Source organism: Blastococcus sp. SYSU D00820 (genome assembly GCF_054050695.1).
Genome location: NZ_JBJGZW010000030.1, coordinates 29,918 through 53,897, shown reverse-complemented (window position 1 = coordinate 53,897; position 23,980 = coordinate 29,918). Strand labels below are relative to the sequence as shown.

At 74.7% G+C, this 23,980-nt stretch carries 26 protein-coding genes and 1 tRNA gene; 15 read left to right on the top strand and 12 right to left on the bottom strand.

The genetic code is table 11. The annotated features are described in order from the left end of the window. The first annotated feature begins 118 nt into the window (after window positions 1-118). The 5 genes from dhaL to ACI79R_RS21735 all read left to right on the top strand — a co-directional run bounded on the left by dhaL (window position 119) and on the right by ACI79R_RS21735 (window position 6,140). A complete protein-coding gene (gene dhaL / locus ACI79R_RS21755; RefSeq protein ID WP_456575763.1) occupies window positions 119-931 on the top strand; it encodes a dihydroxyacetone kinase subunit DhaL in 813 nt (270 codons plus the stop codon). A gap of 41 nt (window positions 932-972) precedes the next feature. Continuing rightward, window positions 973-1,060, top strand: a tRNA-Ser gene (locus tag ACI79R_RS21750). Window positions 1,061-1,382: 322 nt separating this feature from the next. After that, on the top strand, window positions 1,383-3,374 hold the full coding sequence (locus ACI79R_RS21745; RefSeq protein WP_456575762.1) for an oxidoreductase: 1,992 nt from the start codon (window positions 1,383-1,385) through the stop codon (window positions 3,372-3,374). Continuing rightward, entirely contained in the window at window positions 3,364-4,347 is a 984-nt protein-coding gene (locus ACI79R_RS21740; RefSeq protein WP_456575761.1) for an MBL fold metallo-hydrolase, read from the top strand. The genes ACI79R_RS21745 and ACI79R_RS21740 overlap by 11 nt, the downstream gene beginning before the upstream one ends. Continuing rightward, entirely contained in the window at window positions 4,344-6,140 is a 1,797-nt protein-coding gene (locus tag ACI79R_RS21735) for an acyl-CoA dehydrogenase (RefSeq protein WP_456575760.1), read from the top strand. Before ACI79R_RS21740 ends, ACI79R_RS21735 begins: the two co-directional genes overlap by 4 nt. On the opposite strand, the gene ACI79R_RS21730 is transcribed toward ACI79R_RS21735, so the two are convergent. The 5 genes from ACI79R_RS21730 to ACI79R_RS21710 all read right to left on the bottom strand — a co-directional run bounded on the left by ACI79R_RS21730 (window position 6,053) and on the right by ACI79R_RS21710 (window position 10,349). Then, window positions 6,053-6,859, bottom strand: a complete 807-nt coding sequence (locus ACI79R_RS21730) for a TetR/AcrR family transcriptional regulator (RefSeq protein ID WP_456575759.1) — start codon at window positions 6,857-6,859, stop codon at window positions 6,053-6,055. The two genes, ACI79R_RS21735 and ACI79R_RS21730, sit on opposite strands and share 88 nt — an antisense overlap. Window positions 6,860-6,907: 48 nt before the next feature. After that, window positions 6,908-7,333, bottom strand: coding sequence for a VOC family protein (locus tag ACI79R_RS21725; RefSeq protein WP_456575758.1), 426 nt, complete (start codon window positions 7,331-7,333; stop codon window positions 6,908-6,910). Window positions 7,334-7,370: 37 nt separating this feature from the next. Next, entirely contained in the window at window positions 7,371-8,141 is a 771-nt protein-coding gene (locus ACI79R_RS21720; protein WP_456575757.1) for an SDR family NAD(P)-dependent oxidoreductase, read from the bottom strand. Then, window positions 8,138-9,550 carry a phenylacetate--CoA ligase family protein gene (locus tag ACI79R_RS21715; protein ID WP_456575756.1) on the bottom strand — a complete coding sequence of 471 codons (1,413 nt, stop codon included), beginning with the start codon at window positions 9,548-9,550 and terminating at the stop codon, window positions 8,138-8,140. The genes ACI79R_RS21720 and ACI79R_RS21715 overlap by 4 nt, the downstream gene beginning before the upstream one ends. Window positions 9,551-9,680: 130 nt before the next feature. Continuing rightward, complete coding sequence (locus tag ACI79R_RS21710) at window positions 9,681-10,349, bottom strand: TetR/AcrR family transcriptional regulator (RefSeq protein WP_456575755.1); 669 nt, start codon at window positions 10,347-10,349, stop codon at window positions 9,681-9,683. Window positions 10,350-10,436: 87 nt separating this feature from the next. On the opposite strand from ACI79R_RS21710, the gene ACI79R_RS21705 reads away from it, so the two are divergent. The 3 genes from ACI79R_RS21705 to ACI79R_RS21695 all read left to right on the top strand — a co-directional run bounded on the left by ACI79R_RS21705 (window position 10,437) and on the right by ACI79R_RS21695 (window position 12,841). Further along, entirely contained in the window at window positions 10,437-11,642 is a 1,206-nt protein-coding gene (locus tag ACI79R_RS21705) for an acetyl-CoA C-acyltransferase (protein WP_456575754.1), read from the top strand. Continuing rightward, the gene (gene fabG / locus ACI79R_RS21700) at window positions 11,639-12,388 is read left to right on the top strand and encodes a 3-oxoacyl-ACP reductase FabG (protein ID WP_456575753.1); all 750 of its coding nucleotides are present in this window, start codon (window positions 11,639-11,641) and stop codon (window positions 12,386-12,388) included. The genes ACI79R_RS21705 and fabG overlap by 4 nt, the downstream gene beginning before the upstream one ends. Window positions 12,389-12,526: 138 nt before the next feature. Continuing rightward, complete coding sequence (locus ACI79R_RS21695; RefSeq protein ID WP_456575752.1) at window positions 12,527-12,841, top strand: PspC domain-containing protein; 315 nt, start codon at window positions 12,527-12,529, stop codon at window positions 12,839-12,841. Between the two features lie 13 nt (window positions 12,842-12,854). Here ACI79R_RS21695 and ACI79R_RS21690 read toward each other — a convergent pair whose 3' ends face one another. Continuing rightward, window positions 12,855-13,808, bottom strand: coding sequence for a PH domain-containing protein (locus ACI79R_RS21690; protein ID WP_456575751.1), 954 nt, complete (start codon window positions 13,806-13,808; stop codon window positions 12,855-12,857). Window positions 13,809-13,998: 190 nt separating this feature from the next. Between ACI79R_RS21690 and ACI79R_RS21685 the strand changes: the two genes are divergently transcribed. Then, window positions 13,999-15,039, top strand: a complete 1,041-nt coding sequence (locus ACI79R_RS21685) for a GGDEF domain-containing protein (RefSeq protein WP_456575750.1) — start codon at window positions 13,999-14,001, stop codon at window positions 15,037-15,039. Between the two features lie 7 nt (window positions 15,040-15,046). Here the strand turns inward: ACI79R_RS21685 and ACI79R_RS21680 are convergent, their stop codons facing one another. Genes ACI79R_RS21680 through ACI79R_RS21670 form a run of 3 tightly spaced genes read right to left on the bottom strand, consistent with a single transcriptional unit; the run spans window position 15,047 to window position 17,267 of the window. Continuing rightward, window positions 15,047-16,171 carry a geranylgeranyl reductase family protein gene (locus ACI79R_RS21680; protein WP_456575749.1) on the bottom strand — a complete coding sequence of 375 codons (1,125 nt, stop codon included), beginning with the start codon at window positions 16,169-16,171 and terminating at the stop codon, window positions 15,047-15,049. Between the two features lie 56 nt (window positions 16,172-16,227). Then, the gene (locus tag ACI79R_RS21675; RefSeq protein ID WP_456575748.1) at window positions 16,228-16,803 is read right to left on the bottom strand and encodes an LOG family protein; all 576 of its coding nucleotides are present in this window, start codon (window positions 16,801-16,803) and stop codon (window positions 16,228-16,230) included. A 5-nt stretch (window positions 16,804-16,808) separates the two neighbouring features. Further along, window positions 16,809-17,267, bottom strand: a complete 459-nt coding sequence (locus ACI79R_RS21670) for a MaoC family dehydratase (RefSeq protein WP_456575747.1) — start codon at window positions 17,265-17,267, stop codon at window positions 16,809-16,811. A gap of 85 nt (window positions 17,268-17,352) precedes the next feature. Between ACI79R_RS21670 and ACI79R_RS21665 the strand changes: the two genes are divergently transcribed. Next, a complete protein-coding gene (locus tag ACI79R_RS21665) occupies window positions 17,353-17,820 on the top strand; it encodes an NUDIX domain-containing protein (protein ID WP_456575746.1) in 468 nt (155 codons plus the stop codon). A 2-nt stretch (window positions 17,821-17,822) separates the two neighbouring features. On the opposite strand, the gene ACI79R_RS21660 is transcribed toward ACI79R_RS21665, so the two are convergent. After that, window positions 17,823-18,632, bottom strand: coding sequence for an endonuclease/exonuclease/phosphatase family protein (locus ACI79R_RS21660; protein ID WP_456575745.1), 810 nt, complete (start codon window positions 18,630-18,632; stop codon window positions 17,823-17,825). A 110-nt stretch (window positions 18,633-18,742) separates the two neighbouring features. Here ACI79R_RS21660 and ACI79R_RS21655 point away from each other — a divergent pair, with 110 nt between their 5' ends. The 4 genes from ACI79R_RS21655 (at window position 18,743) to ACI79R_RS21640 (ending at window position 21,547) form a co-directional block, all read left to right on the top strand. Continuing rightward, complete coding sequence (locus ACI79R_RS21655; RefSeq protein WP_456575744.1) at window positions 18,743-19,522, top strand: hypothetical protein; 780 nt, start codon at window positions 18,743-18,745, stop codon at window positions 19,520-19,522. Between the two features lie 33 nt (window positions 19,523-19,555). Beyond that, window positions 19,556-20,443, top strand: a complete 888-nt coding sequence (locus tag ACI79R_RS21650; RefSeq protein ID WP_456575743.1) for a 1,4-dihydroxy-2-naphthoyl-CoA synthase — start codon at window positions 19,556-19,558, stop codon at window positions 20,441-20,443. A 68-nt stretch (window positions 20,444-20,511) separates the two neighbouring features. Then, on the top strand, window positions 20,512-20,844 hold the full coding sequence (locus ACI79R_RS21645) for a hypothetical protein (protein WP_456575742.1): 333 nt from the start codon (window positions 20,512-20,514) through the stop codon (window positions 20,842-20,844). A 106-nt stretch (window positions 20,845-20,950) separates the two neighbouring features. Then, window positions 20,951-21,547, top strand: a complete 597-nt coding sequence (locus ACI79R_RS21640; protein ID WP_456575741.1) for a TetR-like C-terminal domain-containing protein — start codon at window positions 20,951-20,953, stop codon at window positions 21,545-21,547. A 6-nt stretch (window positions 21,548-21,553) separates the two neighbouring features. Here the strand turns inward: ACI79R_RS21640 and ACI79R_RS21635 are convergent, their stop codons facing one another. Together ACI79R_RS21635 and ACI79R_RS21630 are read right to left on the bottom strand one after the other, a co-directional pair. Further along, entirely contained in the window at window positions 21,554-22,222 is a 669-nt protein-coding gene (locus tag ACI79R_RS21635) for a TetR/AcrR family transcriptional regulator (RefSeq protein ID WP_456575740.1), read from the bottom strand. A gap of 13 nt (window positions 22,223-22,235) precedes the next feature. Then, window positions 22,236-22,715 (bottom strand): DUF5946 family protein, encoded by a 480-nt coding sequence (locus tag ACI79R_RS21630; protein WP_456575739.1) that lies wholly within the window; start codon window positions 22,713-22,715, stop codon window positions 22,236-22,238. A gap of 121 nt (window positions 22,716-22,836) precedes the next feature. Here ACI79R_RS21630 and ACI79R_RS21625 point away from each other — a divergent pair, with 121 nt between their 5' ends. After that, a complete protein-coding gene (locus ACI79R_RS21625) occupies window positions 22,837-23,952 on the top strand; it encodes an NDMA-dependent alcohol dehydrogenase (RefSeq protein ID WP_456575738.1) in 1,116 nt (371 codons plus the stop codon). The last annotated feature ends 28 nt before the right edge of the window (window positions 23,953-23,980 follow it).

Here is a 23,980-nt window from a genome sequence, read left to right as displayed (position 1 = left end):
CCCCCCCCCCCCCCCCCCCCCCCCCCCCCCCCCCCCCCCCCCCCCCCCCCCCCCCCCCCCCCCCCCCCCCCCCCCCCCCCCCCCCCCCCCCCCCCCCCCCCCCCCCCCCCCCGCCGGGGTGACCGTCGAGCGCGCCTGGGTGGGCACGTTCATGACCGCGCTGGAGATGGCCGGCTGCTCGCTCAGCGTGCTGCCGGTGGACGACGCGGTGCTGGCCCGCCTCGACGCACCGACCTCCGCCGCGGCCTGGCCGGCGGCCGGCCGCGGCCGGGTCGGTGACGACGCCGAGGTGCCCGCTCCGGAGGCCGACGAGCCGTCGGGGACGCTGCTGCCCGCGGACTCGCCGCTGCGCGCGGCGCTCACCGCGGTGGCGCACGCCCTGGAGGCGGCCGAGCCCGAGCTCACCGCGATGGACCGCGAGGTGGGCGACGGCGACCTCGGCGTGAGCCTGCGCCGGGCCGCCCGGGCGGTGCTCGCGGAGCTGGACCGGCTGCCGGGGGAGACGCCGGCGGCCACGCTGCGGGCGGTGTCGGCGCTGGTGCGGCGGGTCGTCGGCGGCACGTCGGGCCCGCTGTACGCCGTCCTCCTGCTGCGCGCGGCGACCGCGCTGGACGGCGTCGCGCAGCCCGGCCCGGCGGAGTGGGCGGCCGCCTTCACCGCGGGCGTCGAGGGCGTCACCGACCTCGGCGGGGCGCGGCCCGGCGACGCGACGATGGTGGACGCGCTGGTGCCGGCGGCCTCGTCCCTGGCCGAGCGGCTCGACCTGGGTGCCGCGGTGATCGCCGCCGAGCAGGGTGCCGCGGCCACCGCGGCGCTGCGCGCCCGGCGCGGGCGGGCGAGCTACGTGGGGGAGCGGGCGGTGGGCCGGGTCGACCCGGGCGCGCACGCGGTCGCGCTGTGGCTGGCCGCGGTGCGGGACGCGCTGACCTGAGCCGGGAGCCGTCCCGGGTGCGGGATAGCCTCGTGCCGCCAGGAGGGCTCGCCTAGTGGCCGATGGCGGCGGTCTTGAAAACCGCTAAGAGGTAATCCCTCTTCGTGGGTTCGAATCCCACGCCCTCCGCTCGGGGACGCGAGAGTCCGTCCTCCATCGGGGCCCGAGGCTGAGGCCGGGGCCCGTGGCGGTGTCGGCGTGCCCGCTACCTGCCCGTGCGGATCGAGGACGTGCCCTCCCGCGGGTGGACGAGGCGCCGGTCCCGGTGGTCGGACTCCTGTCCACGGGTTCGTGTCGACCCCGCCGTCGACCCACTGGATCGGCGGCGCCGGGGACCTTGACAAGTGTGGGCCGGCACACAACAGTGACGCCATCCGACCGCTGGGTCGGTTTCTTGAACCAGAGGTAGGCGCGGCGACGGGGCCGGCGCCACTGCCCGCGGAGGTCGGACATGGAGAAGTACGCGCCGTTGTGGGAGCCGCTGCAGGTGGGCTCCGTGACGCTGAAGAACCGCGTCGTCGTCACCGCGCACGCCCTGCAGTACGCAGTGGACAACCTCATGACCCAGCAGAGCGTCGACTACTACGAGGAGCGGGCCAAGGGCGGTGCCGGGCTGATCCTCACCGAGGCCCAGGCCGTGCTGCCCAACAGCCGCGGGCTCGCCCCGCGCACGACGCAGGGGTGGGACCCGGCCGTCATCCCGGTCTACCAGCGCCTGGCCGAGGCGGTGCACCGTCACGGGGCCAAGGTGTTCATCGACCTCTCCCACTTCGGGGTCGAGGACCACAGCTCGATGTTCCTGGACAACTGGCGGGCGCTGTGGAGCGCCTCGGGCGTCCCGTCGTTCACCTACAACGAGATCGGCAAGCCGATGACCCGCGAGGACATCGCCGAGCTCGCCGACGGCTTCGCCCGCAGCGCGCGCAACGCGAAGACCGCGGGACTGGACGGCGCCGAGGTGCACGCCGCGCACGGCTACCTGCTGTGCAGCTTCCTGTCCCCTCTGACCAATCTGCGCACCGACGAGTACGGCGGCAGCACCGAGAACCGGTGCCGCATCGTGCTGGAGTGCGCCAAGGCCGTCCGCGACGAGTGCGGCCCGGACTTCCCCATCGGTGTCCGGCTGTCCCTGGTGGAGGGCGTTCCCGGCGGCATCGACGCGGACGAGGGCGAGCGGATCGCCCGACACCTCGCCGACTCCGGCCTGTTCGACTACTTCAGCATCAGCGCCGGCAACGCCTCGACCTTCGACCAGGTCGTCTCCCCGATGAGCTTGCCTGGTGCCCGGCTGGTCGACCTCGCCGCCCGCGCCAAGAAGGTGGTCAACGGCCTGCCCGTCCTGACCGCCAACGGCATCACCGACCTCTCGATCGCCGCCGACATCGTCGAGCAGGGTCACGCCGACCTGGTGGCGATGACCCGCGCGCACATCGCCGACCCGCACCTGATCAGCAAGGCCCGGTCCGGCCGCGAGCAGGAGATCCGGCACTGCGTCAGCGCCAACCAGGGCTGCATCAACCGGATGGCCCGGGGCTGGTCGCTGACCTGCACCCAGAACCCGGCCGCCGGCCGGGAGGAGCTGCTGGGGATCGGCACGCTCACCCGTCCGGAGACGGCGAAAAAGGTGGTCGTGGTCGGTGGGGGCCCGGCCGGCATGAGGGCCGCCGAGGTCGCCGCCTCCCGCGGTCACGACGTCGTGCTCCTCGAGCGCGACGACCGGCTCGGCGGGCAGATCCGGTACGCCGCCCGGCTGGCCACCCGTGGCCGGTGGAACGTCATGGTCGCGGACATGGAGCGGCAGCTCGCCCTCCACGGCGTCGACGTCCGCACCGGGGTGGACGCGACCGTCGAGGGCGTCCGGGCACTCGCCCCCGACCACGTCGTCCTCGCGACCGGGTCGACCTGGCGCACCGACGGCTTCAGTGCGAAGACCGCCTTCCGACCCGGCATCCCGGGTCTCGAGCACGTCCGGGTGCTCGACCCCATCCAGGCGATCGCGCACCCCGAGCTGTGCGGCGAGCGGGTGCTCGTCGTCGACGACACCGGGGAGTACACCGCCCTCGGCCTGGCCGAGACGCTCGCCCAGGCCGGCAAGACCGTGGAGGTCGTGACCGCCGCGATGTACCTCGGCGAGAACATCCTGCTGACCCTGGACGTCGGCCACCTCTATCCGCGGCTGCACGCGCTCGGCGTCACCCTCACCGCCCAGCACATCGTCGGGGCGGTCACCGAGGAGGGCGCCGTGCTCACGCGGGTGTGGGACTTCCAGAACCGGGTCCTGCCCGTGGACTCCGTCGTCACGGTGATGCTGCGCGACCCGGAGACCTCCTTGGCCGCAGGGCTGCGGGAGCACTTCGAGGTCAGCCAGGTCGGCGACTGCTCGGCACCTCGCCAGGTGGACCAGGCCATCTACGAGGGTGAGATGGCCGGCCGTGCGATCTGAGGCAGCGACCACCGAGGAGCAGGCCACCACCGGGGAGCAGGCGACCACGATGCGCAGCTGGACCGTCGGCGACATCCGGATCACCCAGGTGCTGGAGATGCCGGTGGAGGTGGGCGTCCTGGACGGGCTCATCGCCGAGGCCACCCCCGAGGTGGTGCAGGGCATCCCGTGGCTGTACCCGGACTACGCCACGGCGGGGGGTCAGACCATCTGGAGCCTGCACTCCTACGTGGTGGACACCGGATCGACCGTCGTCGTGGTGGACACCGGGTGCGGCAACGGCAAGTCCGCCCCGCTGATCCCGGCCTGGGGCAACCTCGACAACCCGTTCCTGGAGCGGCTCGCCCAGGCCGGTTACACCCGCGAGCAGGTCGACCTCGTCCTGTGCACGCACATGCACCTGGACCACGTGGGCTGGAACACCGTCGACGACGGCGGTCGCTGGGTGCCGACGTTCCCGAACGCCCGCTACACCTACGTCTCCGACGAGTTCGAGTATCACCAGGGCATCGCCGAGGAGGCCGACATCTCCGAGGACCTGGCCGGTGCGGTCGTCTACGAGGGCGCCAACCCCGACATCCACAACCAGACCCGGCTGGTGTTCGCGGAGTCGATCCAACCCGTCGTCGACGCCGGGCTGCTGGACCTGGTGCCGGCCGACCACGTCGTGATCGAGGGCGTCCGCTACGTCTCCACCCCGGGGCACACGAGGTCCCACCACAGCGTGCTGGTCGAGTCGAAGGGGGAGCGGGCGTTCATCACCGGTGACTTCATCCACCACCCGGTGCAGATCGCGCAGCCGACCTGGAGCAGTCACGGCGACTTCGACCGGGCGCAGAGCGCACGTCGGCGGGTGGAGTTCGTCGACTCCAACGCCGACACCGACCTGCTCGTGCTGGGCACGCACTTCGCCGGCACCAGCGCCGGCCGCATCGTGCGCGACGGTGAGAGCTACCGGTTCGCGCCCGCGTGAACACCTCGGCCGTGCAGCGCGGGCTGCTGTCGACCCTGGACTTCCTGGTGACGGAGTGGCTGGAGCTGGGCTCGCTGCTGCAGCGGCCCCGCTACACCGAGCACTCGGTCCAGACCTGCAGGGACCTGCTCGGGATGGCCTCGGACATCGCCGCCGAGGTCTTCGAGCCGGCCAACCGGGTCAGCGACGTCGAGGAGCCCCGGGTCGGTGCCGACGGTGAGGTCGTGCTGCCGGCAGCCACGCACCGGGCGTGGGAGGCCTACCGCGCGGCCGGGGTCGCCGGGGCGAGCCACGACCACGAGGACGGCGGGATGCAGTTGCCCCGGGTGGTCGACATGGCGGTGCGCGCGGTGTTCTCCGCCGCAGGGCCGAACCTGGTGCCGATGCTGCTCACCGAGAGCAACGCCGCACTGCTCGTGGAGCACGGGTCGCCCGCTCAGCGACGGGTGTTCGCCGTCCCCCAGTTGGCGGGGCGCTGGACCGGGACGATGGCGATGTCGGAGTCGCAGGCCGGGTCGTCCCTGGCCGACATCACGACCCGGGCGGTGCCCGACGGCCCGGGATCGGACGCCGACCCGCTGGGGCCGCGCTACCGGCTGACGGGCGACAAGATGTGGATCAGCGGCGCCGAGCACCCGCTCACGGACAACATCGTGCACCTGGTGCTCGCCAAGATCCCGCGGGACGACGGCACGATGGCCGCGGGTACGAGTGCGCTGTCGCTGTTCGTCGTGCCCAAGGTCCGGGTCGGACCGGACGGCGGACTGCTGGACCGCAACGGCGTCTCGCTGGTGGGGCTCAACCACAAGCTCGGCATGCGCGGGATCCCGAACACCGCGCTGTCCTTCCAGGGAGCGGTCGGCCACCTGGTCGGCGAGCCTGGGCGGGGCCTGGCCCAGATGTTCCACATGATGAACGCCGCCCGCGCCGAGATCGGCCTGTTGGCGGCCTCGCTCGGCTACGCCGGGTTCGCCGTCTCCCTGGACTACGCCCGCTCCCGGCGGCAGGGCCGCGCCCGGGGGAGCCGGTCGGTCGAGCAGGTGCCGATCATCGAGCACGCGGACGTGAAGCGGATGCTGCTGGCGCAGAAGTCCTACGCCGAGGGCGCGCTGGCGCTGGCCCTGTACGTCGGTCGGCTGCTCGACGACCAGCGGACCGGGGACGACGTCGCCCGCGCGCGCGCCGCGACGCTGCTGGACGTGCTCACGCCGGTGCTGAAGAGCTGGCCGAGCGAGTGGTGCCTGGAGGGCAACAGCCTGGCCATCCAGGTGCTCGGCGGCGCCGGCTACACCCGGGACTTCCCGGTCGAGCAGTACTGGCGCGACCAGCGGCTGAACATGATCCACGAGGGCACGCACGGCATCCAGGCCATGGACCTGCTCGGTCGCAAGGTCCGGCTGCGGGACGGCGCATGCCTGCGCGAGCTCGGCACGGCCCTGTCCGGCACCGCAGCCCGTGCCCGGGCGGTCGAGCTCGGCAGCTGGGCGGCCGCCCTGGAGCGGGCGTGGGCCGATGTCCTGTCGGCGACGGAGACGGCCTGGCGCAGTGGCGATGCCTCGGCTGCGCTGGCGAACGCCACGCCCTACCTGCAGGCCTTCGGGCACGTCGTCCTGGCCTGGGTGCACCTGGACCTGGCGGTCGCGGCCGCCGCCTCCCCGCATCCCGGGGTGGCCGGTCGGACGGCGGCCACGGCGTACTTCTTCGCCTACGAGCTGCCCCGTGTCGCTGCGTGGCTGGCACCGGTGACCGGCGGCGAGATGCTGTGCCGGGACCTGGACGCCGCCGTGCTCTGAGCCTCGGGGCCCGGAGGCGCCGGCGACGCGAGCGTGGGCAGCAACTGCTCCAGCCGCTCGCTGTGGAACCGGATGGCCCGGGCGTGGTACTGGGCCGTGGAGACCGGGTCGTGCGCCGGACCGGAGTCGATCGGGCCGTCGTCCTGGCGTACGAGGCCGCGCAGCAGCAGCTCCACGAAGTCGTCGGCGATCTGCGCCGGCGACTTGGGGCCGTCGGCGGCGTACCACTGGCTCAGCCAGTTGCACATGCCGTCGATGGCGAAGGCCATCACCTTCTCGTCCCGCGGCTCGAAGTCACCGGTGGCCACCCCCTCGCGGAGGATGGCCTTGAGCACGGAGTCGCTGCGCCGCTTCAGCTGACGGAACTCCGCCCGGACGTCCGGGGGCAGCTCGGCCTCGGAGGAGAAGGACAGGCTGTACAGGTCGATGTTCTGCGTCACCGACGCGACGTGGTAGCGGACGTAGTCGCGCAGCTTCGCCGTCGGGCCACCCGAAAGCGAGGTGTGCTCGCGGAGGCTCTCGAACTCCTGGGTGATCCAGTTCCCGAAGACCTGCCGGAGCAGGTCGTCGCGGTTGCTGAAGTAGTGGTAGAGCGCGCCCTTGGTCAGCCCGACCTCGTCGGCGATGTCCTGCAGGGACACCCCGCGGATACCGCGCTCCTTGAACAGCCTGGTGGCGGAGCGGACGACCTCGTCCCGCACCATCGTGCCTCTGGCCATCGGGGGTCTGCGCTCACCGTCCGCTAGGGGTCCTCCTGGACGGCGAGCCTACCTCGCGGTCTCCCGCCCGACCTGGATCAGCTCGATCTGGATGCCGGCCATCTCCCGGGGGTGCAGGAAGTTCACCGGGGGGTGGCCCGGGCCCTCCTTGGCGCGCTCGAGCAGGGGCTTGAGGCCCTGGTCGGCGAGCCGCTGACCGGCCGCGTCGACGTCGTCCACCCCCAGGGAGAGCAGGAAGAAGCCGTCGCCGTTGCGCTCGAGGAAGCGGCCCACCGACGTCGTCGGGTCGGCGCTGGTGATCAGGTTGAGGAAGAACCCGCCCAGGTTGAAGGAGGACCCCTCCATCCCGGGGAAGGCGAAGCCGTCGGCGCCGACGGGGGTGCTGTCGACGCCGAGCACCTGCTCGTAGCGGCGCGTCCAGCGTGGGAGGTCGCGGACGGCGATGTTGATGCCGTTGACGTGGTCCAGGGGCATGGGGGGCTCTCCTCGTCGCGGTGGGGGTGCGGCTGGTTCAGGTGGCGGACAGGCCGCCGTCGACCAGCAGGGTCTGGCCGGTGACGTAACCCGCGGCCGGCGAGGCGAGCCAGACCGCGGTGGTCGCGAGCTCCTCGGCGGAGCCGGGGCGGTCGAGCAGGATCCGGGGGCGGAGTACGCCGTCGACGTACTCCTGGGGATAGGCCTCGGTCATCTCGCTGGCGAAGAAGCCCGGCGCCAGTGCGTTGACCCGGATGCCCTTGCGCCGACCCCACTGCTGGGCGAGGTCGCGGGTCAGCCCGACCAGCGCCGCCTTGCTGGCCGAGTAGGCGGCCTGCGGCAGGCCGGCGGTGGTGTAGGCGAGGACGCTGGAGATGTTGATGACCGAGCTCCCCGGCGTCATGACCCGCGCGCAGGCCCGGGCGGTCCAGTAGGACCCGTGCAGGTTGACGTCGACGACGGAGCGGAACTGCTCGGGGGTCTCCCGGGTGGCGGGGACCGCGGACGCGACGCCGGCGTTGTTGACCAGCACGTCGACCCGGCCGAACTCGTCCATCGCGCTGTGCACCAACCGGTCGCAGTCCTCGGGTCGGGCCACGTCGGTGGTCACCGCCAGCGCGCGCCGTCCGTGGGATCGCACCGCCGCGGCGCTGGCCTCCAGCCGGTCGGCCCGGCGTGCGGCCACCACCACGTCCGAGCCGGCCCGGGCGAAGGTCTCGGCGAAGGCAGCGCCCAGCCCGGCCGAGGCGCCGGTGACCACGGTGACCCGGCCCTCCAGCGAGAACCAGTCGGTGAGGCCGAACGTCACCGCAGGTCCAGCAGTCGCTTGACCTTGCCCTCGCCGCCCAGGCCGGTCAGCGGAGCGAGGGCGCCCGACGGCACGACCTCGACGTCGACCGTCACCCCGAAGAGCACCTTGAGCTGGCGCACCATGTCCCCGTGCAGGGCCGTCTCGTCGGCCCCGTGCTTGGCCTCGACGCGCACCGTCATCCGCTCCCGGGCGCTGATGCCCTCGCCGACCTGGTCGACAACGCAGAGGAACTCCCCGGTGGAGCGCGGGTCGCCCTGCACGGTGTCCTGCGCGGCGCGCGGGTAGACGCTGGTGGCGCGGAGCTTCACCATCTCGTCACTGCGGCCGAGGAAGCCCGACAGCTTGGTGGTGCGTGTCCCGCAGCCGCACTCCGCCCGGGCCGAGCGGTACATCAGGTCCTTGAGGTCGTACCGGATGATCGGCGGCACCGACCGGTGCAGGCTGGTCACGACGATGTTCCCCGCCTCGCCGTCCGCGAGCGGGTGGCCGTCCTCCCGGTCGACGATCTGCAGCACGGCCGTGTCGTCGTTGACGTGCAGGCCGTCCTGTGCCCGGCACTCGTAGCCGATGAGGCCCACCTCGTGGGTGCCGTAGTTGTCGTAGACCGGGACGCCCCACGCCTCCTCGAGCAGCCGGCGGAGGTGGCCGTCGGTGTCGACGCCCAGGTAGGTGTGGATGAACCGCGTGCGCAGATCGCCGTGCAGGTCGATGCCGGCACTCTCGGCCGTCTCGGCCAGGATCTTCAGGTACTCGCCGAACGCGACCCAGCCGGCGGTGCCCCATTCGCGCGCCAGCTCCAGCTGGCGGATCGAGCTGGTCACCGCGCCGGAGCCCGTGGTCAAGGGCACCATCCCGCTCCAGTGCATCGCCGCCGTCGAGGCGCACCAGGCCGTGTTGGCCAGGCTGTTGGTCAGCGTGATCTGGAGGACGTCGCCCACCTCGCCGCCCTGGGCGACGAAGGCCCGGGCGAACTGGATCGCCTGCACCTCCCAGGCGACGGGGTCGAAGAGGGTCGGCCGGGGCAGTCCGGACGTGCCGCCGCTGGACTGGATCTTCAGCGGGGTGGCCATCGCGTCGAGGGCGAAGGTCTGGTGGGTGCCGAACGGCGGCAGCTGCTCAGCGCTGCGCTTGAGGTCCTCGCTGGTGAAGGTCGGGATGCGAGGCAGGTCGTCCAGGCCGCGGATGTCGCCGGGGGCCATGCCTGCCGCACTCCACCGGTCGCGGTAGAAGGGCACGGCCCACGCCTCGGTCATCCGCTGCAAGAAGCGGGTCTCCTGCAGGTGGCGCAGCTCGTCGTCGGACGTGCGGGCCATCTGCTCGGCGAACTCCGGCGGGGGTGGGTAGTCGGCCATGAACTGCGGCCAGTCGACGCTGGCCCAGTAGTAGGGGATGGGCTTCGGCGACATCGACGGGCTCCATGCAAGTCATGCGGTCGGTTTTTTGACCGTCAGGTCAAGCATGGCTGCCGTGCGCGTGGGCCGTCAAGGACCCGGCGTCAGTACGGCGGAGCGGGGTGCTGGCCGATCGGCGTGCCGGTCAGGGCAGCAGGCCGCCGAGCAGGACGGAGACGACCTGCTCGGCGAGCTCGGCGCGGGCTGCGTCGTCCTGGTCCGCACGCGGCCGGTACCAGATGGCCACGCCGACGATCCCGCCGATCAGGGTGCGGGTCGCCAGGCGGCTGGGCAGCGGGCGCAGCGAACCGTCCTGCTGACCCCGGACGACCAGGTCGTGCACGAGGTCCTCGTGCGCGGTACGCAGCTGGTCGAGTTCGGCCAACCGTCGGCGGTCGGCGTCCTTGAGGGGCATCTGCCGTCGGTGCTCGACCCCGTTCTGGATCACCACGTGGTAGGTGAACGCGTCGAGGATGTTGCGGGTGTGGGCGACGCCGACCGCGTGCAGGCGCTCGGCCGCGGGCGCACCCTCCATGCCGGCGAGGGCGCCGTCGACCCGGTCGGCCAGGAGCAGCATGCCGCGCTCGTAGACGGCCAGGAACAGGTCCAACTTGGAGCGGTAGCTGTAGTAGACCGCACCCTTCGTCGCGCCGATGCGTGCGGCGATCTCGTCCATGCTCGCGGCGTCGTAGCCCCGTTCCATGAAGGCCTCGGCGGCTGCGTCCACGATGCGCAACTGCGCGGTCGGCAGCTGCAGCCGGGCCGCCGCGCCGACGGCGGCCCGGTCGTCGTCGCTGGTCTCGCGCGCGGTCATGAGTCCTCTGGGTCGCCGGTCGGGGGGTGTCCAGGCTAGCCAGACGAGCTCTTCCCTTCGTCGTGATACTCAGTAGTATGCCGCCGCATGAGCACTCGTGAAGCGGCCGTGGTCGCCGTCGCCCGCACTCCCGTCACCAAGGCCTTCCGAGGCGCGTTCAACGACACGTCGGGCCAGGAACTGGCCGGCCACGCCGTCGAGCACGCCGTCCGCCGGGCCGGGATCGACCCGGCCGAGGTCGAGGACGTGCTGCTGGGCTGCGCGATGCAGGAGGGCACCACGGGCTTCAACGTGGCCCGGCAGGCGGCTCTGCGTGCCGGGCTACCGGTCACCGTGCCGGGGTCGACGGTCGACCGACAGTGCGCCTCGGGCCTGATGGCCATCGCCTCCGCAGGCCGCCAGGTCGTGCACGAGGGCATGGACGTCGTCGTGGGCGGTGGGGTGGAGTCCATCTCGCTGGTGCAGGACTCCCACCGCAACACCCACCGCGCGACCGACGCGTGGCTGGACGAGCACCGGCCGGGGGTGTACTGGCCGATGCTGCGCACGGCCGAGCTGGTGGCCGAGCGGTACGGGATCTCTCGGGAGGCACAGGACCTGATGGGCCTGCAGTCGCAGGCGCGGGCGGCGGCCGCCCGGGACGCCGGCCGGTTCGACGCCGAGATCGCCCCGATCACGGTGACCACGAAGGTGACCGACCGCGAGACCGGTGAGGTCAGCGACCGGGAGGTCACGGTGACCTCCGACGAGGGCATCCGGTCGACCACGGCCGAGGCGCTGGCCGGGCTGCGGCCGGTCCTCGCGCCCGGCGACGCCAGTGACGTCCCCTCCGTGACGGCCGGCAACGCCTCCCAGCTCTCCGACGGCGCGGCCGCGGCGGTGCTGATGGAGGCCGGCGTGGCCAGCCGCCGCGGTGTGACCCCGCTCGGCTTCTACCGGGGCATGGCCGTCGTCGGCTGCGCGCCCGAGGAGATGGGCGTCGGCCCGGTGACCGCGATCCCCAAGCTGCTGCGCGGCCACGGGTTGTCGGTCGACGACATCGGCCTCTGGGAGCTCAACGAGGCCTTCGCCTCCCAGGCCGTGCACTGCCGCGACCGCCTGGGCATCGACCCCGAGAAGATGAACGTCGACGGCGGTGCCATCGCCCTGGGCCACCCCTACGGCATGACCGGCGCCCGCCTGGTCGGGCACGCCCTGGTCGAGGGTCGACGCCGCGGGGTGCAGTGGGTCGTGGTGTCGATGTGCGTGGGCGGCGGCATGGGTGCCGCGGGCCTGTTCGAGGTCGCCTCGTGAACGCGCTCGACGGCAACCTCGCCTTCGACTACGCCGGCCAGACCGTGGTCGTCACGGGTGCCGGGCGCGGGGTGGGGCTCAGCATCGCCGCCCTCTTCGTCGCCTCCGGGGCCACTGTGGTCGCCGTCGACCGGGACGAGGAGGTGCTCGCCTTCGCCGCGGAGGAGATCGGGGCCGTCCCGGCCGCCGCCGACGTCGCCGACCGGGCCCAGGTGGACCGGGTCGTGGCCACCGCGCTGGGCCGGACCGGGCGGGTCGACGTGCTCGTCAACAACGCCGGCGTGCTGCGCGACCGGCGGGTCTGGAAGCTCACCGCGGAGGACTGGGACACCGTGCTGGCAGTCCACCTGAGCGGCGCGTTCCACTTCACCCAGGCCTGTGTCCCGACCTTCCGGGCCCAGCGACACGGCCGGATCGTCAACGTCACCTCATACACCGGCCTGCACGGCAACGTGGGCCAGGCCAACTACGCCGCCGCCAAGGCCGGCGTCATCGGGTTCACCAAGACCGTGGCCAAGGAGCTGGCCCCCTTCGGGGTGACGGTCAACGCGATCTCCCCCAACGCCGACACCCGCATGATCGCCTCCATCCCCGACGAGGTGCGCGCGCAGACGGAAGCGGCCATCCCGATGGGCCGGTTCGGCCGCCCCGACGAGATGGCCGCCGCAGTGGCCTTCCTGGCCTCGGCCGAGGCCGGCTACATCACCGGGGTCGTGCTCCCGGTCGACGGCGGGCTGGCGATGTGAGGGCCGCGCACGGGCCGGCCCCAGCGCGAGCGGGTCGCCGGGCGCCGGCGCATCGGGGTACCCGGAGCTGCCGTTCCCAGGGTCGGATCCGGGCGTTCCCGGATGGGCGCGGCGGCCGCCGCCGAGCAGGCTCGTGCCATGACGACCAGCACCCCCGCCCCGGACCAGCCGACCACCGCCCGCCCGCCGCTGCGCCGCAGCGCCACCGAGAAGATGGCCGGCGGCGTCTGCGGCGGCCTCGCCCAGCACACCGGCGTCGACACCCTGCTCTGGCGGCTGGGTTTCGTCGTCCTGACGATCGCCGGCGGCGCCGGCGTGCTGACCTACCTGCTGCTGTGGGTGCTCATGCCGCCGCCGGAGCAGCCGGGTGCGCCGGTCGGACCCCTCGACCGGTGGATCGGTGACCTGCACACCCGGCTGACCGGCAAGGGACAGACCCCGCCCGCCGCCTGAGCAGCCCGGCGGCTCAGCCGAGCAGCCTGGCCTTCTGCGCGGCGAACTCCTCCTCGGTGAGGATGCCGGCGTCGCGCAGCTCGGCCAGCTTGCGCAGCTGGTCGGCGAGGTCGGGCTGCGGCTCGGCCGGTCCGGACGGCGCCGGGGGCGGAGGAGCGGCCGGTGCGCCGAAGACCCCCATCGCCGGGTTGACGTGCAGGTACTGCGACTGCCGCTCGACCGTCTTCTTGTGCCGGGCCTCGCTGACCAGCGGCGACAGCAGGTCGTAGACCCGGTGCGGGCCCTCGATGTTGTCGAGCACCACCTGGCCGCTGGTCGTGCCGTGCTCCGGGGCGCCGGTCAGGTTGAACGTGTCCTGCTGGACGCCGTACGCCGGGTCGTCGAGGCCGAGCACGAGGTCGCCGACGTCCTTGCCCCGCTGCCAGACCGCCTGCCGCACGTCCATGTCGCGGACCGCCCACAGCGGCACGCTCTCGGTCCGCGTGCCGAGCAGGCCGCTCTCGATCCAGATCCGGTCCTTGGTGATCCGGTACCGGGCCTTGGCCACGCCGGCGGCACCGGTGGCCCCGCCCTTGCTCTCCCCGAACCAGAGCGTGTTCGGGTCGTTGGCCCACTGCTCGGTGCGCTTGGCCGACTGCTCGGCCAGCTTCTGCTTGCCCTGGTCGGCCATGGCCTTGCCCTGGTCGGCGACCTGCTTGAGCCGGTCCTTCCAGCTCGGCTTGCCGGCCGGCGTGGGCACGGGCTGCGCGGCGGGCTGCGTCGCGTCGTACGCCGGCGGCGGGTAGCCGCCCGGAGCGGGCGGCGGCGGGGGCGGCGGCAGCGGCGGGCCGGGCGGCGGGAGGTCCGGCGCGGGGGCGTCCTGACCGGTCACCCCCTGGTCGCTGACGTGCTCGGTCCAGGCCGAGCCGTTCCAGTAGCGCAGCTCGTGCGACCCGCTCGGGTCGGGCAGCCAGCTCGCGTCGGCCATGTGGTGCCTACCTCCAGCGTCGGCGGGACCTTCCCGGCGACCGCGACAGCTTGCCTGCGGCCGGGACGGGCGGGAAGGGCTCCGGTCGCGGCCGTTGCGCGCCGGGTGTGCGCGGCGACACGTCGCCCGGGTCCCCCGACGGGGTGACACGGGGATCAATGGCGCACAACCGGATGCCGATCCTCTCCTCGTGCACATCCCTCCGGCGTTCCGGGCGCGCGACCCGCGCTCGACCGCCCGCTCCGGCACCACGGTGATGCTGGTCTGCGCGGCCGCCCTCGGGATCTCCACGGCCTTCGGCGTCAACTCCCACACGATGCTGATCCGCGGCCTGGTCTGGTCCGTCGTCGTGGTGCTGCTGATCGGTGCGGTCGTCTGCCGGACGGTGCCCGCCGAGCGGCTGGACGGGAGCGGCTTCTTCCTCGGGGTCGGCCTGCTCGGCGTCCTCGTCATCTGCGGCCTCAACCTCGTCACCGACGACCCCTCGGCCGGCGCGCAGGCGTTCCTCGCCTTCCCGGTGCTCTGGGTCGCCGCCCACCAGCGCCGGGCCGCGGCGGTGACCGTCACGGCGGTGGCGGTCGCCTCGAACGCCGTCGTCCAGCCGATGCTGCTGCCCCTGGAGATCGCCGCGTCCGACGTCGGCATGGTCGGCACGATGCTGGTCGCGGTGGCGCTGATGCTGGTGCGCGCGGCCGAGCGGCAGGACCAGCTGGTCGCGGCCGTGCACCGGCAGGCGACGGTGGACTCCCTGACCGGCCTGGTCAACCGCCGGGTCCTCGACGACGCCCTCACCGACGTGCTCGCCCGCGACCTCGACGCCGAGGGCACCTCGCTGGTGCTGGTCGACGTCGACTCGTTCAAGCAGATCAACGACGTGCACGGCCACCCCGTCGGGGACGACGCCCTGGTGCACCTCGCCGGCCTGGTCCGCGGCCAGATCCGGGCCGGGGACGCCGTCCTCAGCCGGCTCGGCGGCGACGAGATCGCCGTCCTCCTGCCCGGGTGCTCGGCCGAGGTGGCCGCCCGCCGGGCCGAGGCATTGCTGACCGCCGTCCGCAGCACCCCGCTGACCCTGCCCGGCGGCGGGCTGCTGGCCCTCTCGGTGAGCATCGGGGTCGCGCACGCCCCGCGGCACGGTGCCGACACCCGCTCGCTGTACGCGGCGGCCGACGCCGCCCTCTACGAGGCCAAGCGCGCCGGGCGCGACCGGGTCGCGGTCGCCGCGGGCTGAGCGCGGCTCATCCGCGCCACCGCAGGTGGCGGGCCGCGCCCAGCAGCGTGCGCGCCCCCAGCCGGCCGTCGGCCAGGCCGAGCGCCACGACGTCGTCGAAGACCCGCTGGTCGGCCGCGGCCGCCCGGACGGCGGCGTCCATGACCGACGGCCACCGGCTTAGCGCCGACGCCGCCGACGACGAGCGCAGGTGCCCGGCCAGCCGCCGGCGCAGCGCCCGCCGGTAGGCCGCTCCCGATCCGGCCCCGGCCGCGGCGGCCGCACCGGCCAGCGCCCCCGACAGGACGGCGTAGAAGATGCCCTCCCCGGTCAGCGGGTTGATCAGCGAGGCGGCGTCGCCGGCCAGCAGCACCCGGCCGTCGGGCTGCCGGGGCCGGCCGGTGGACAGCGGCAGCCGGTGCGCCCGCAGCGGGCCGGGCTCGACCCCCGGCAGCAGCCGCTGCAGCCCCTCCACCAGCGCGGCGCGGGTGGCCCCGCCGGAGACCAGCTCCCCGTAGCCGACGTTGGCCCGCCCGTCGCCGAGCGGGAACGACCACGCGTAGGCCGGCCAGCGCTGCTCGGTGGTCACCAGCACCTGCACGCCCGGCCGCACCGGCGGCTCGGGGGCGTAGCCGCGGATGGCCACGGCCAGCCGGTCGTCGCGGTTGCGGGGGACGCCCAGCGCCCGGCGGACGACGGACTCCGCGCCGTCGGCACCGATGAGCACGCCCGCCCGCAGGGTGCCGTCGACCACCACGCCGTCGCCGTCGTCCAGCACCGTCCGCACGGTCCGCCGGCGGAACTCCGCTCCCGCGGCGAGCGCCGCGGCGAGGATCCGCGCGTCGAGCACCTCCCGCGGCACCACGTGCGACGGGCGGGCGGTGCGCCGCTCGACGGCCGCGCCGCGCGGAGCCCGCAGGGAGAGGCAGGGCACCGCCGGATAGCCGGCGGTGAGCGCGGCAGGGTCGACGCCCAGGACGGCGAGCACGTCGAGGGCCTCGGGGGCGACGCCGTCGCCGCAGACCTTGTCGCGCGGGAAGTCGGCGCGGTCCAGCACGAGCACCGAGGCGCCGGGGCGGGCGCGCCGCGCGGCGAGCGCGGCCGCGGCACCGGCCGGGCCGCCCCCGACCACGACGACGTCCCGGTGCTCCACGCCGCCGACGCTAGGCGGCGGCGCCGCTCCCGGCCCGGTGGAGTGCCAGGGGCGCACTATCCGCGCGGTGGCACTCCGTTCCACTTGCGGGCGGGGTGCTCGTAGGCCGCCACGAAGTCCAGCAGCTCCGCCGCGGTGGTCACGACGCCGAGCGCGTCGAGCCGGGCGCGGTCGAGGTAGCCGTCGTCCACCATGCGGCGCAGCTGGGTGAGCAGCGGCTGCCAGAACCCGTCGACGTCGACCAGCGCCGTGGGCTTGGCGTGCAGGCCGAGCATGCCCCAGGTCCAGGCCTCGAACAGCTCCTCGAGCGTGCCGGCGGCGCCGGGCAGGGCGACGAAGACGTCGGACAGCTCGGCCATCCGCGCCTTGCGCTCGTGCATGGAGCCGACCACCTCGAGCTGCGGCAGCCCGCCGTGGGCGAGCTCCTGGTCGACCAGGTGCTGCGGGATGACCCCGATGACCTCGCCGCCGGCCGCCAGCGCGGCGTCGGCCACGGTGCCCATGAGGCCGACGTGCCCGCCGCCGTAGACGATGCCCACCCCGGCCCGGGCGAGGGCGCCGGCGAACTCGGCGGCCGCCGCCACGTGGGACGGCGGACCGCTGTGGGAGCCGGTGAAGACCGCGACCCGCACCCGGCTCAGCCTCCGTAGTAGCGGTAGACCGGCTCGGCGATGCAGACCGGCTTGTCGCCGCCCTCGCGCTCGACGACCGCCGCGAACGTCACCTGCAGGCCGCCGGCGACCTCGTCGACCGAGGAGACGGTGGCCGTCAGCCGCACCCGCGAGCCGACCGGCACCGGCGCGGGGAAGCGCACCCTGTTCAGCCCGTAGTTCACGCCCATCGCCATGTCGCTGACCGCGAACAGCGTGCCGAACATCGGCGCGAGCAGCGACAGCGTCAGGTAGCCGTGGGCGATCGGCCCGCCGAACGGGCTCTCGGCGGTGGCGCGCTCGACGTCGACGTGGATCCACTGGTGGTCACCGGTGGCCTCGGCGAACTGGTCCACCTGCTCCTGGGTCACCTCCACCCAGTCGGTGGCGCCGAGGTCGGTGCCGACCAGGCCGGGGATCTCGGCCATCGTCGTCGTGGTGCCCATCGCTGCTGCCTCCCGTGGCGTGCGTCTCCCCGGCGATCCTGCCAGGAGCCCTCCCCGGCCCCGATCCGTGCGGTTGACTGGTTCCGTGGCGTTCTCCCCGACCGACGGCTGGGCGACCTGCGCCCTCGGGCACCGGCACTGGGGTCTGGTCGGCGCGGCCGGGCTGCTCCTGCACCGCCAGGGCGTGCGCGGCACCGAGCTGCTGCTCCAGCACCGCGCCGCCTGGTCGCACCACGGCGGCACCTGGGGCACGCCGGGCGGCGCGCTGCACGCCGGTGAGTCCGCCGAGCACGGCGCGCTGCGCGAGGCCCGCGAGGAGCTGGGTCTGGACGCCGCCGACGTCGTCCTCGGCGCCCGGTCGGTCGACGACCACGGCGGCTGGGCCTACACGACCGTCCTGGCCCGGCCGGCCCGCACGATCGAGCCCGGGGGCCTGCGGCTGGACGGCGAGAGCACCGCGGTCGACTGGATCCCGCTGGCCGGGGTTGACGGCGTCGCCCTGCACCCGGGCCTGGCCGCCTCCCTGCCCCGGCTGCGCGCGCTGCTGCCCTGACCTCACCCGGCGCGGACGGCGACCGTCAGCGCCCGGTGGTCGCCGATCGCCAGCGTCCGGACGGCGGACTCCACGGCGGCCGGCCCGCCGTCGAGGGAGACCAGGTGGTCCAGCTGCAGCCGCGGCTCGGGCGCGGGGAACGTCGGAGCCCGCACCAGCGCGGTGCCGCCCAGCACCCGCGCCGGCAGCCCTCCGGGCAGGTTGAGGTCGCCGGCGACCAGCACGGGGCCGGGCAGCGTCGCCGCCCACCGGCGCAGCGCGCGCAGCTGGCGCAGCGCGGTCGGCGGCGCGAAGGACAGGTGCGTGCCGACGACGGTGAGCCCGGCCAGCTCCGCGGCGACGGCGATCCGCGGCTCGTCGGGGAACCACCACCACCGCGGCCGGCCGGTGCGCGGGTCGGTCACCTTCAGCGGCAGCCGGCCGCGGCCGTGGCCGAGCTCCAGCACCGACCAGCGCAGCACCGGCACCCGGCTGACCAGCGCGATGCCGTAGGCCGGGCCGGCGACCGGGTCGCCGGGGCCGCGCAGCACCGGCGGGGAGACCGCCGTCCAGCTGCGGGTGGGGCCGGGCGTGCCGGCCACGGTCGCCGCGGCCCGCCAGTCGACGGCTCCCAGCGCGGCGGCCACCTCGGCGGCCTGGTCGGTGCCGGCCGAGCGGGGCTGGGCCGCGTCGGTCTCCTGCAGCGCCAGCACGTCGACGTCGAGGACGCCGACGGCCGCGCGCAGCGCCGCCGGGGAGAGGACGCCGCCGCCGGCCGCCCGCCCCGAGGCGAGGTTCAGGGTGCCGACGCGCAGGAGAAGGCCGCCGGGCACCCGGCCGACGCTACGGCCCGCGGCGCCCCGCCGCGCGGGGCGTTTCGGAACCGGCGTGCGTGCCTATCGAGGGTGGCGTCGCCCTCCCTTGCACAGAACGGAGTCGAGCCGTGGCTCCCCGCCGTCACCGTCACCGGGCTCCGCACGCTGCCCGGGCCAGCACCCCCTCGGCCGTCCGGACGCCACGGCAGCGGCTGTGGTGGCGGGTGCTGATGGCGCTGGCCATCGCCGGCATGGTCGTGTCCCCGCTGCTCGCCACCCGCGACGAGGGGCCCAGCGCGTCGGGGCCGGCGTCGGTGCCGGCGGAGGAGGACCGCGAGCCCACCGGCGGGCCGGGCGTGGCCACCGTGCCCTCGGCCCGCACCACCCCGGTGCCCGGGCCCGGCGCGACGCCTGCGCCGGCGGCCTCGGTGCAGGACGTCCCGGCCGGTGGCGCGGCCCCGGGCGGCGACACCGCCGTCGCCGGCGGCGGGACGGTCCCCGGGACGGGCGGCGGTGCGCCGGTGCCCGGGCAGGTGCCACCCGCGGCGCCGGGAGGCGGCACGGCGCCCGGCGGCACCGGCGGCGGTGGCACGACGGGTGGGGGCACGACGGGTGGGGGCACGACCGGCGCCACGGGTGCCGGCGGCTCCTCGGGCACCCCGCGTCCCGGCACCGGCGGTGGCGCGCCGGCTCCGGCACCGGCACCGGCTCCTGCGCCGGCTCCCGCTCCCGCGCCGGCTCCCGCTCCCGCGCCGCAGCCGGCTCCCCAGCCCGCTCCCCAGGACCCGGCCGACTGCGTGTGCGAGGTCGTCGACGACGTCGTCGGTGGCGTGGTGGGCGGCGTCGGCGGTGCCGTGGGCGGCGTGGTCGGTGGCGCCGGCGGGCTCGTCGGCGGCGGGCTGGGCTGAGCCGGGTCCGGCGCCCGGCACTAGGTTCGGGCCATGACCGCGCGCGACGACGTCTCGGAGATCTTCGACCGGGAGGCCTGGCGACCGGTCGAGGGCCTCGAGTTCACCGACATCACCTACCACCGGGCCGTGGACGCCGGCGTCGTCCGCATCGCGTTCGACCGGCCGGAGGTGCGCAACGCCTTCCGCCCGCAGACGGTCGACCAGCTGATCACCGCGCTGGAGCACGCCCGGCTGTCCACCGACGTCGGCTGCGTGCTGCTCACCGGCAACGGCCCCAGCCCGCGCGACGGCGGATGGGCGTTCTGCTCGGGCGGCGACCAGCGGGTGCGGGGGCGCTACGGCTACCAGCACAGCGAGAACTCCAGCGGCCGCCTGCACATCCTCGAGGCGCAGCGGCTGATCCGGTTCATGCCGAAGGTCGTCGTCTGCGTCGTCCCCGGGTGGGCGGCCGGCGGCGGGCACAGCCTGCACGTCGTCTCCGACCTGACGATCGCCAGCGCGGAGCACGCCCGGTTCAAGCAGACCGACGCCGACGTCGGCAGCTTCGACGGCGGCTTCGGCTCGGCCTACCTCGCGCGGCAGGTCGGGCAGAAGTACGCCCGCGAGATCTTCTTCCTGGGTGACGAGTACAGCGCCGAGGACGCCTGGCGGATGGGCATGGTCAACCGGGTGGTGCCGCACGCGGAGCTCGAGGCCACCGCGCTGGACTGGGGCCGGCGGATCGTGGCCAAGAGCCCCACCGCCCAGCGGATGCTCAAGTACTCGTTCAACCTGATCGACGACGGGCTGGTCGGTCAGCAGCTGTTCGCCGGGGAGACGACCCGGCTGGCCTACATGGCCGAGGAGGCCGTGGAGGGCCGCGATGCCTTCCTGGAGAAGCGGGACCCGGACTTCGCCCGGTTCCCGTGGCATGTGTAGGACCCCCTGACCTCCGCCTTTCGCGCGCGAATGGCGGAGGTGGTGACCCAGTCCAACGGAGGTAGACCGTGATCGTCGAGGTGGTGGGTGGCGCCGACGAGGTGCCGGAGGTGCGGGTCGTGGACGTCGACGACCTGACGAAGCTGCACCTGGCGCTGGGCGCGGTGACCGACGAGGAGGCCGACCGGGCGCTCCGCGAGGCCGGGCTGGGGCGGATGGAGGGCGCCGACACGGGCTACCTCGACGTCGCCGCCCTGCGCGCGGCCGCGGAGCCGCAGGCCACCGCGGAGGGCTGGGCCGGCGCCTGGGACGGCATGCTCGCCTACGCCGAGAAGAAGGGCTGGTCGGCCGACGACGGCCGGAGCGTGCAGGTGCACGTGGAGAGCGCGGCCGGCGCCTGACGATTCGAAACAAGACTGAATGGTCTTTATTCGTTGTCGACCATGTCGTTGTGGTCGCACAAGTGACCAGCCAGTATGTCGCGGTGCGCATGAACTGGAGGCCCGCGTGACCGGCACCCCTGGCCGGCCGTTGAGCGCCGAGCTCTCGGAGCAACTCGTGTCGGTCGCGGTGGACATCCTCGCCGACGAGGGCTGGGGCAAGCTCAACAGTGACCGGGTCGCCGCGCGTGCCCGTGCGGGCAAGGCCGGCATCTACCGGCGCTGGCCGACGATGGCCGCCCTCGCGCGGCACGCGGTCGGCCGGTTCGAGCTGGTGTCCACGCCGGCCGACACCGGGTCGCTGCGCGGTGACGTGCGGGCCCTGGTCGAGCGGTGGCGCGAGCCGCTGTCCCGCGAGGAGCGGGCCGCGGCCAGCCTGGTCGGCGCCGCCCGGCACGACGAGGACCTCCGGGCCGGCCTCGAGGCCGCCCTGGTCGAGCCCCTGGCCGCGGCGGTCGCCGAGATCGGGATGCGGTCGGCCGCGCGGGGCCACGAGGTGCCCGAGGCCCGGCTGGCGCTGCTCGGCTCGGTGCTCGAGGCGTTCTGGTGGCAGCGGTTCACCACGGCCGGCGACGGCGCGATGCTGGCCGAGCACGTCGACCGGGTGGTCGACGAGGTGCTCGTGCCGCTGGTCGCGCCCGATCGGCAGACCGCCGGCGTCTGAGCCGGCTCAGCCGGCGCGCCGCACCGGGTCCGCCGGGTGCCCGGCCAGCAGGCTCGCGAGGTCGGTGAGGACGTGGTGGGCCTGTCCCAGGGCCGCGGTGCTGCGTTCCGCCGGCACGTCCGCACGCGCGTAGGGCTCCTCGCGGACCACCGCGCGGACGGCGGCCAGCCAGCCGGCGGCGAGCACCGAGGCCGCGACCAGCGGGTCACCGGCCGGTGCCTGGGTGCTGTCCTGCCGCCACGCCTCGACCAGTTCCTCGCGCAGCCGCACCACCGCCTCGTGGTGCAGCCGCAGCTCGTGCGCGCGCAGGGCGGGGGAGCTGTCGACGACGTCCCAGAAGCCCTGCAGCTGCCCGTGCCGCAGCGCCTCGATGTGCGCGCCGACCCGCTCCTGGCCGTAGGCGTCGAGCGCGGCCAGCGGCGAGGTGCCGGCCGGCCGGTCGCGCACCGCGTCGGCGGGGCCGACCACCCACGGCGTCCGGTCGGCGAAGTAGAGCTCTTCCTTGGTGGGGAAGTGGTTGAACACCGTCTGCACCGCCACCGCCGCGGCCGCGGCGATGTCGGCGACGGTCACGGCGTCGAATCCCCGCTCGGCGAACAGCGCCTGGGCGGTGTCTCGGACGAGGGTGCGGGTGGCCTCCTTCTTGAGCGCACGGCGCCGAACGAGTTCACCCACAGTTGCGATCGTATCAACGCTGCGTAGATGACGACGGCCGGCTCGGGCCCTGCGCGGCGCGCGCCCAGTCCGCGGCGACCGCCCGGGCCCACGCCTCGACGAGGACGTGCAGGTCGATGACGTCGAGGTCGGCGGCGACGTCGGCGGGGGTGATCTGCCACACCTGCGGCCGCGGGCCGGCCGGGTCCAGTGCCGCGCCACCGCCGAGCAGGCCCGCCAGCCGGTCCAGGGCCGCCTGCAGCCGCTCCGCCGCGGCCGGATCGGGGTGCTGGGCGGCGTAGGCGTCGTCGGCCAGGGCCGCCGTCGCCGTCGCCCGCGGATCGGTGCCGGCCTCCTCGCGCAGCCCGCGCATCGTCTCCTCGAACAGCCGGGCGCACTCGGCCGAGGCGCCGGCGGGCGCGGCCACCGCACCGGTGCTGGCGAGCACGGTGCCGCAGCCAGGGCAGCGGGTGGCCGGGGCGGCGGACGGCTGCGCGGTGGGGGAGGCGGGCACCGGTCGATCCTGCCGCAGTAGCGGGCCGCCCGCGGGGCGGGAGGCCGGGTGCCCGGCGCCGTGGGGGCGCGTCCATGCTGGTCGGGACGACGTCGCAGGAGTGGAAGGAACGCGATCCCCGGTGAGGACCACAGGCGCAGTGCTGCGCGGAGCGGGCACGGACTACGAGATCGTGGAGCTCGAGGTGGTCGACCCCGGTCCCGGCGAGGTGCTGGTGGAGATGGCCTTCGCCGGGCTCTGCCACTCCGACGAGCACCTGCGGCACAGCAACCCCGGCGGGCGGTACCCGATCGTCGGCGGGCACGAGGGCTCCGGCGTCGTCCTCGCGGTGGGGGACGGCGTCACGCGCGTGCAGCCCGGCGACCACGTCGTCACCAGCTTCCTGCCCGCCTGCGGGCGCTGCCGGTTCTGCGCTTCCGGCCGCTCGAGCATCTGCGACAAGGGCGCGACGATCGCCACCGGCAAGCTGCCGACCGGCACCTATCCGTTCCGGCTGGACGGCGAGGAGCTCGGTGCGTTCTGCATGGTCGGCGCCTTCGCCCGGCACAGCGTGCTCAGCGAGTACTCGTGCGTGCGGATCGACCCCTGGCTGCCCCTGGACACCGCGGCGCTGACCGCCTGCAGCGTGCCGACCGGCTGGGGCTCGTCGGTCAACGCCGGCGGCGTGCGGCCGGGCGACACCGTGGTGGTCGCCGGGCTCGGCGGGGTGGGGGTCAACGCCGTGCAGGGGGCGGCCTCGGTCGGCGCGCTGCACGTCATCGGCGTCGACCCGGTCGCCATGCGCCGCGAGTTCGCCGAGAGCGTCGGCGCCACGCACACCGTCGCCGACCTCGCCGAGGCCGCCGAGCTCGCCCGCTCCCTGTCCCGGGGCACCGGCGCCGACGTCGTCGTGGTCGCCGTCGGCAAGATGTCGCCGGAGGTCATGGCCGCGGCCCACAAGTGCGCCGGCAAGGGCGCGACGGTGGTGCTCACCGCGCTCGCCGACCGGCCGGAGGACGGCGTCGTCCAGCTCAGCGGCCAGCTGACCACGGCGTTCCAGCAGCGCATCCAGGGCACGCTGTTCGGGGCCTGCAACCCCGCCGTCGACATCCCGCGGCTGCTGCGCATGGCCGAGGAGGGCCGGCTGGAGCTCGACCGGCTGATCACCCGGCGGTACGCCCTGGAGGACATCAACGCCGGCTTCCGCGACCAGGCGGCCGGGGAGACGGTGCGCGGGCTGGTGGTCCACGGCGGCTGACCGCCGGAGGAGTGGCGGGGGCGGGTGC

Excerpts from the sequence above, each read along its gene's own strand:
- ACI79R_RS21745 (WP_456575762.1), top strand. The coding sequence starts at position 1,383 with ATGGAGAAGTACGCGCCGTTGTGGGAGCCGCTGCAGGTGGGCTCCGTG.
- ACI79R_RS21730 (WP_456575759.1), bottom strand. The coding sequence starts at position 6,859 with ATGGCCAGAGGCACGATGGTGCGGGACGAGGTCGTCCGCTCCGCCACC.
- ACI79R_RS21725 (WP_456575758.1), bottom strand. The coding sequence starts at position 7,333 with ATGCCCCTGGACCACGTCAACGGCATCAACATCGCCGTCCGCGACCTC.
- ACI79R_RS21715 (WP_456575756.1), bottom strand. The coding sequence starts at position 9,550 with ATGTCGCCGAAGCCCATCCCCTACTACTGGGCCAGCGTCGACTGGCCG.
- ACI79R_RS21710 (WP_456575755.1), bottom strand. The coding sequence starts at position 10,349 with ATGACCGCGCGCGAGACCAGCGACGACGACCGGGCCGCCGTCGGCGCG.
- ACI79R_RS21705 (WP_456575754.1), top strand. The coding sequence starts at position 10,437 with ATGAGCACTCGTGAAGCGGCCGTGGTCGCCGTCGCCCGCACTCCCGTC.
- ACI79R_RS21695 (WP_456575752.1), top strand. The coding sequence starts at position 12,527 with ATGACGACCAGCACCCCCGCCCCGGACCAGCCGACCACCGCCCGCCCG.
- ACI79R_RS21690 (WP_456575751.1), bottom strand. The coding sequence starts at position 13,808 with ATGGCCGACGCGAGCTGGCTGCCCGACCCGAGCGGGTCGCACGAGCTG.
- ACI79R_RS21670 (WP_456575747.1), bottom strand. The coding sequence starts at position 17,267 with ATGGGCACCACGACGACGATGGCCGAGATCCCCGGCCTGGTCGGCACC.
- ACI79R_RS21650 (WP_456575743.1), top strand. The coding sequence starts at position 19,556 with ATGACCGCGCGCGACGACGTCTCGGAGATCTTCGACCGGGAGGCCTGG.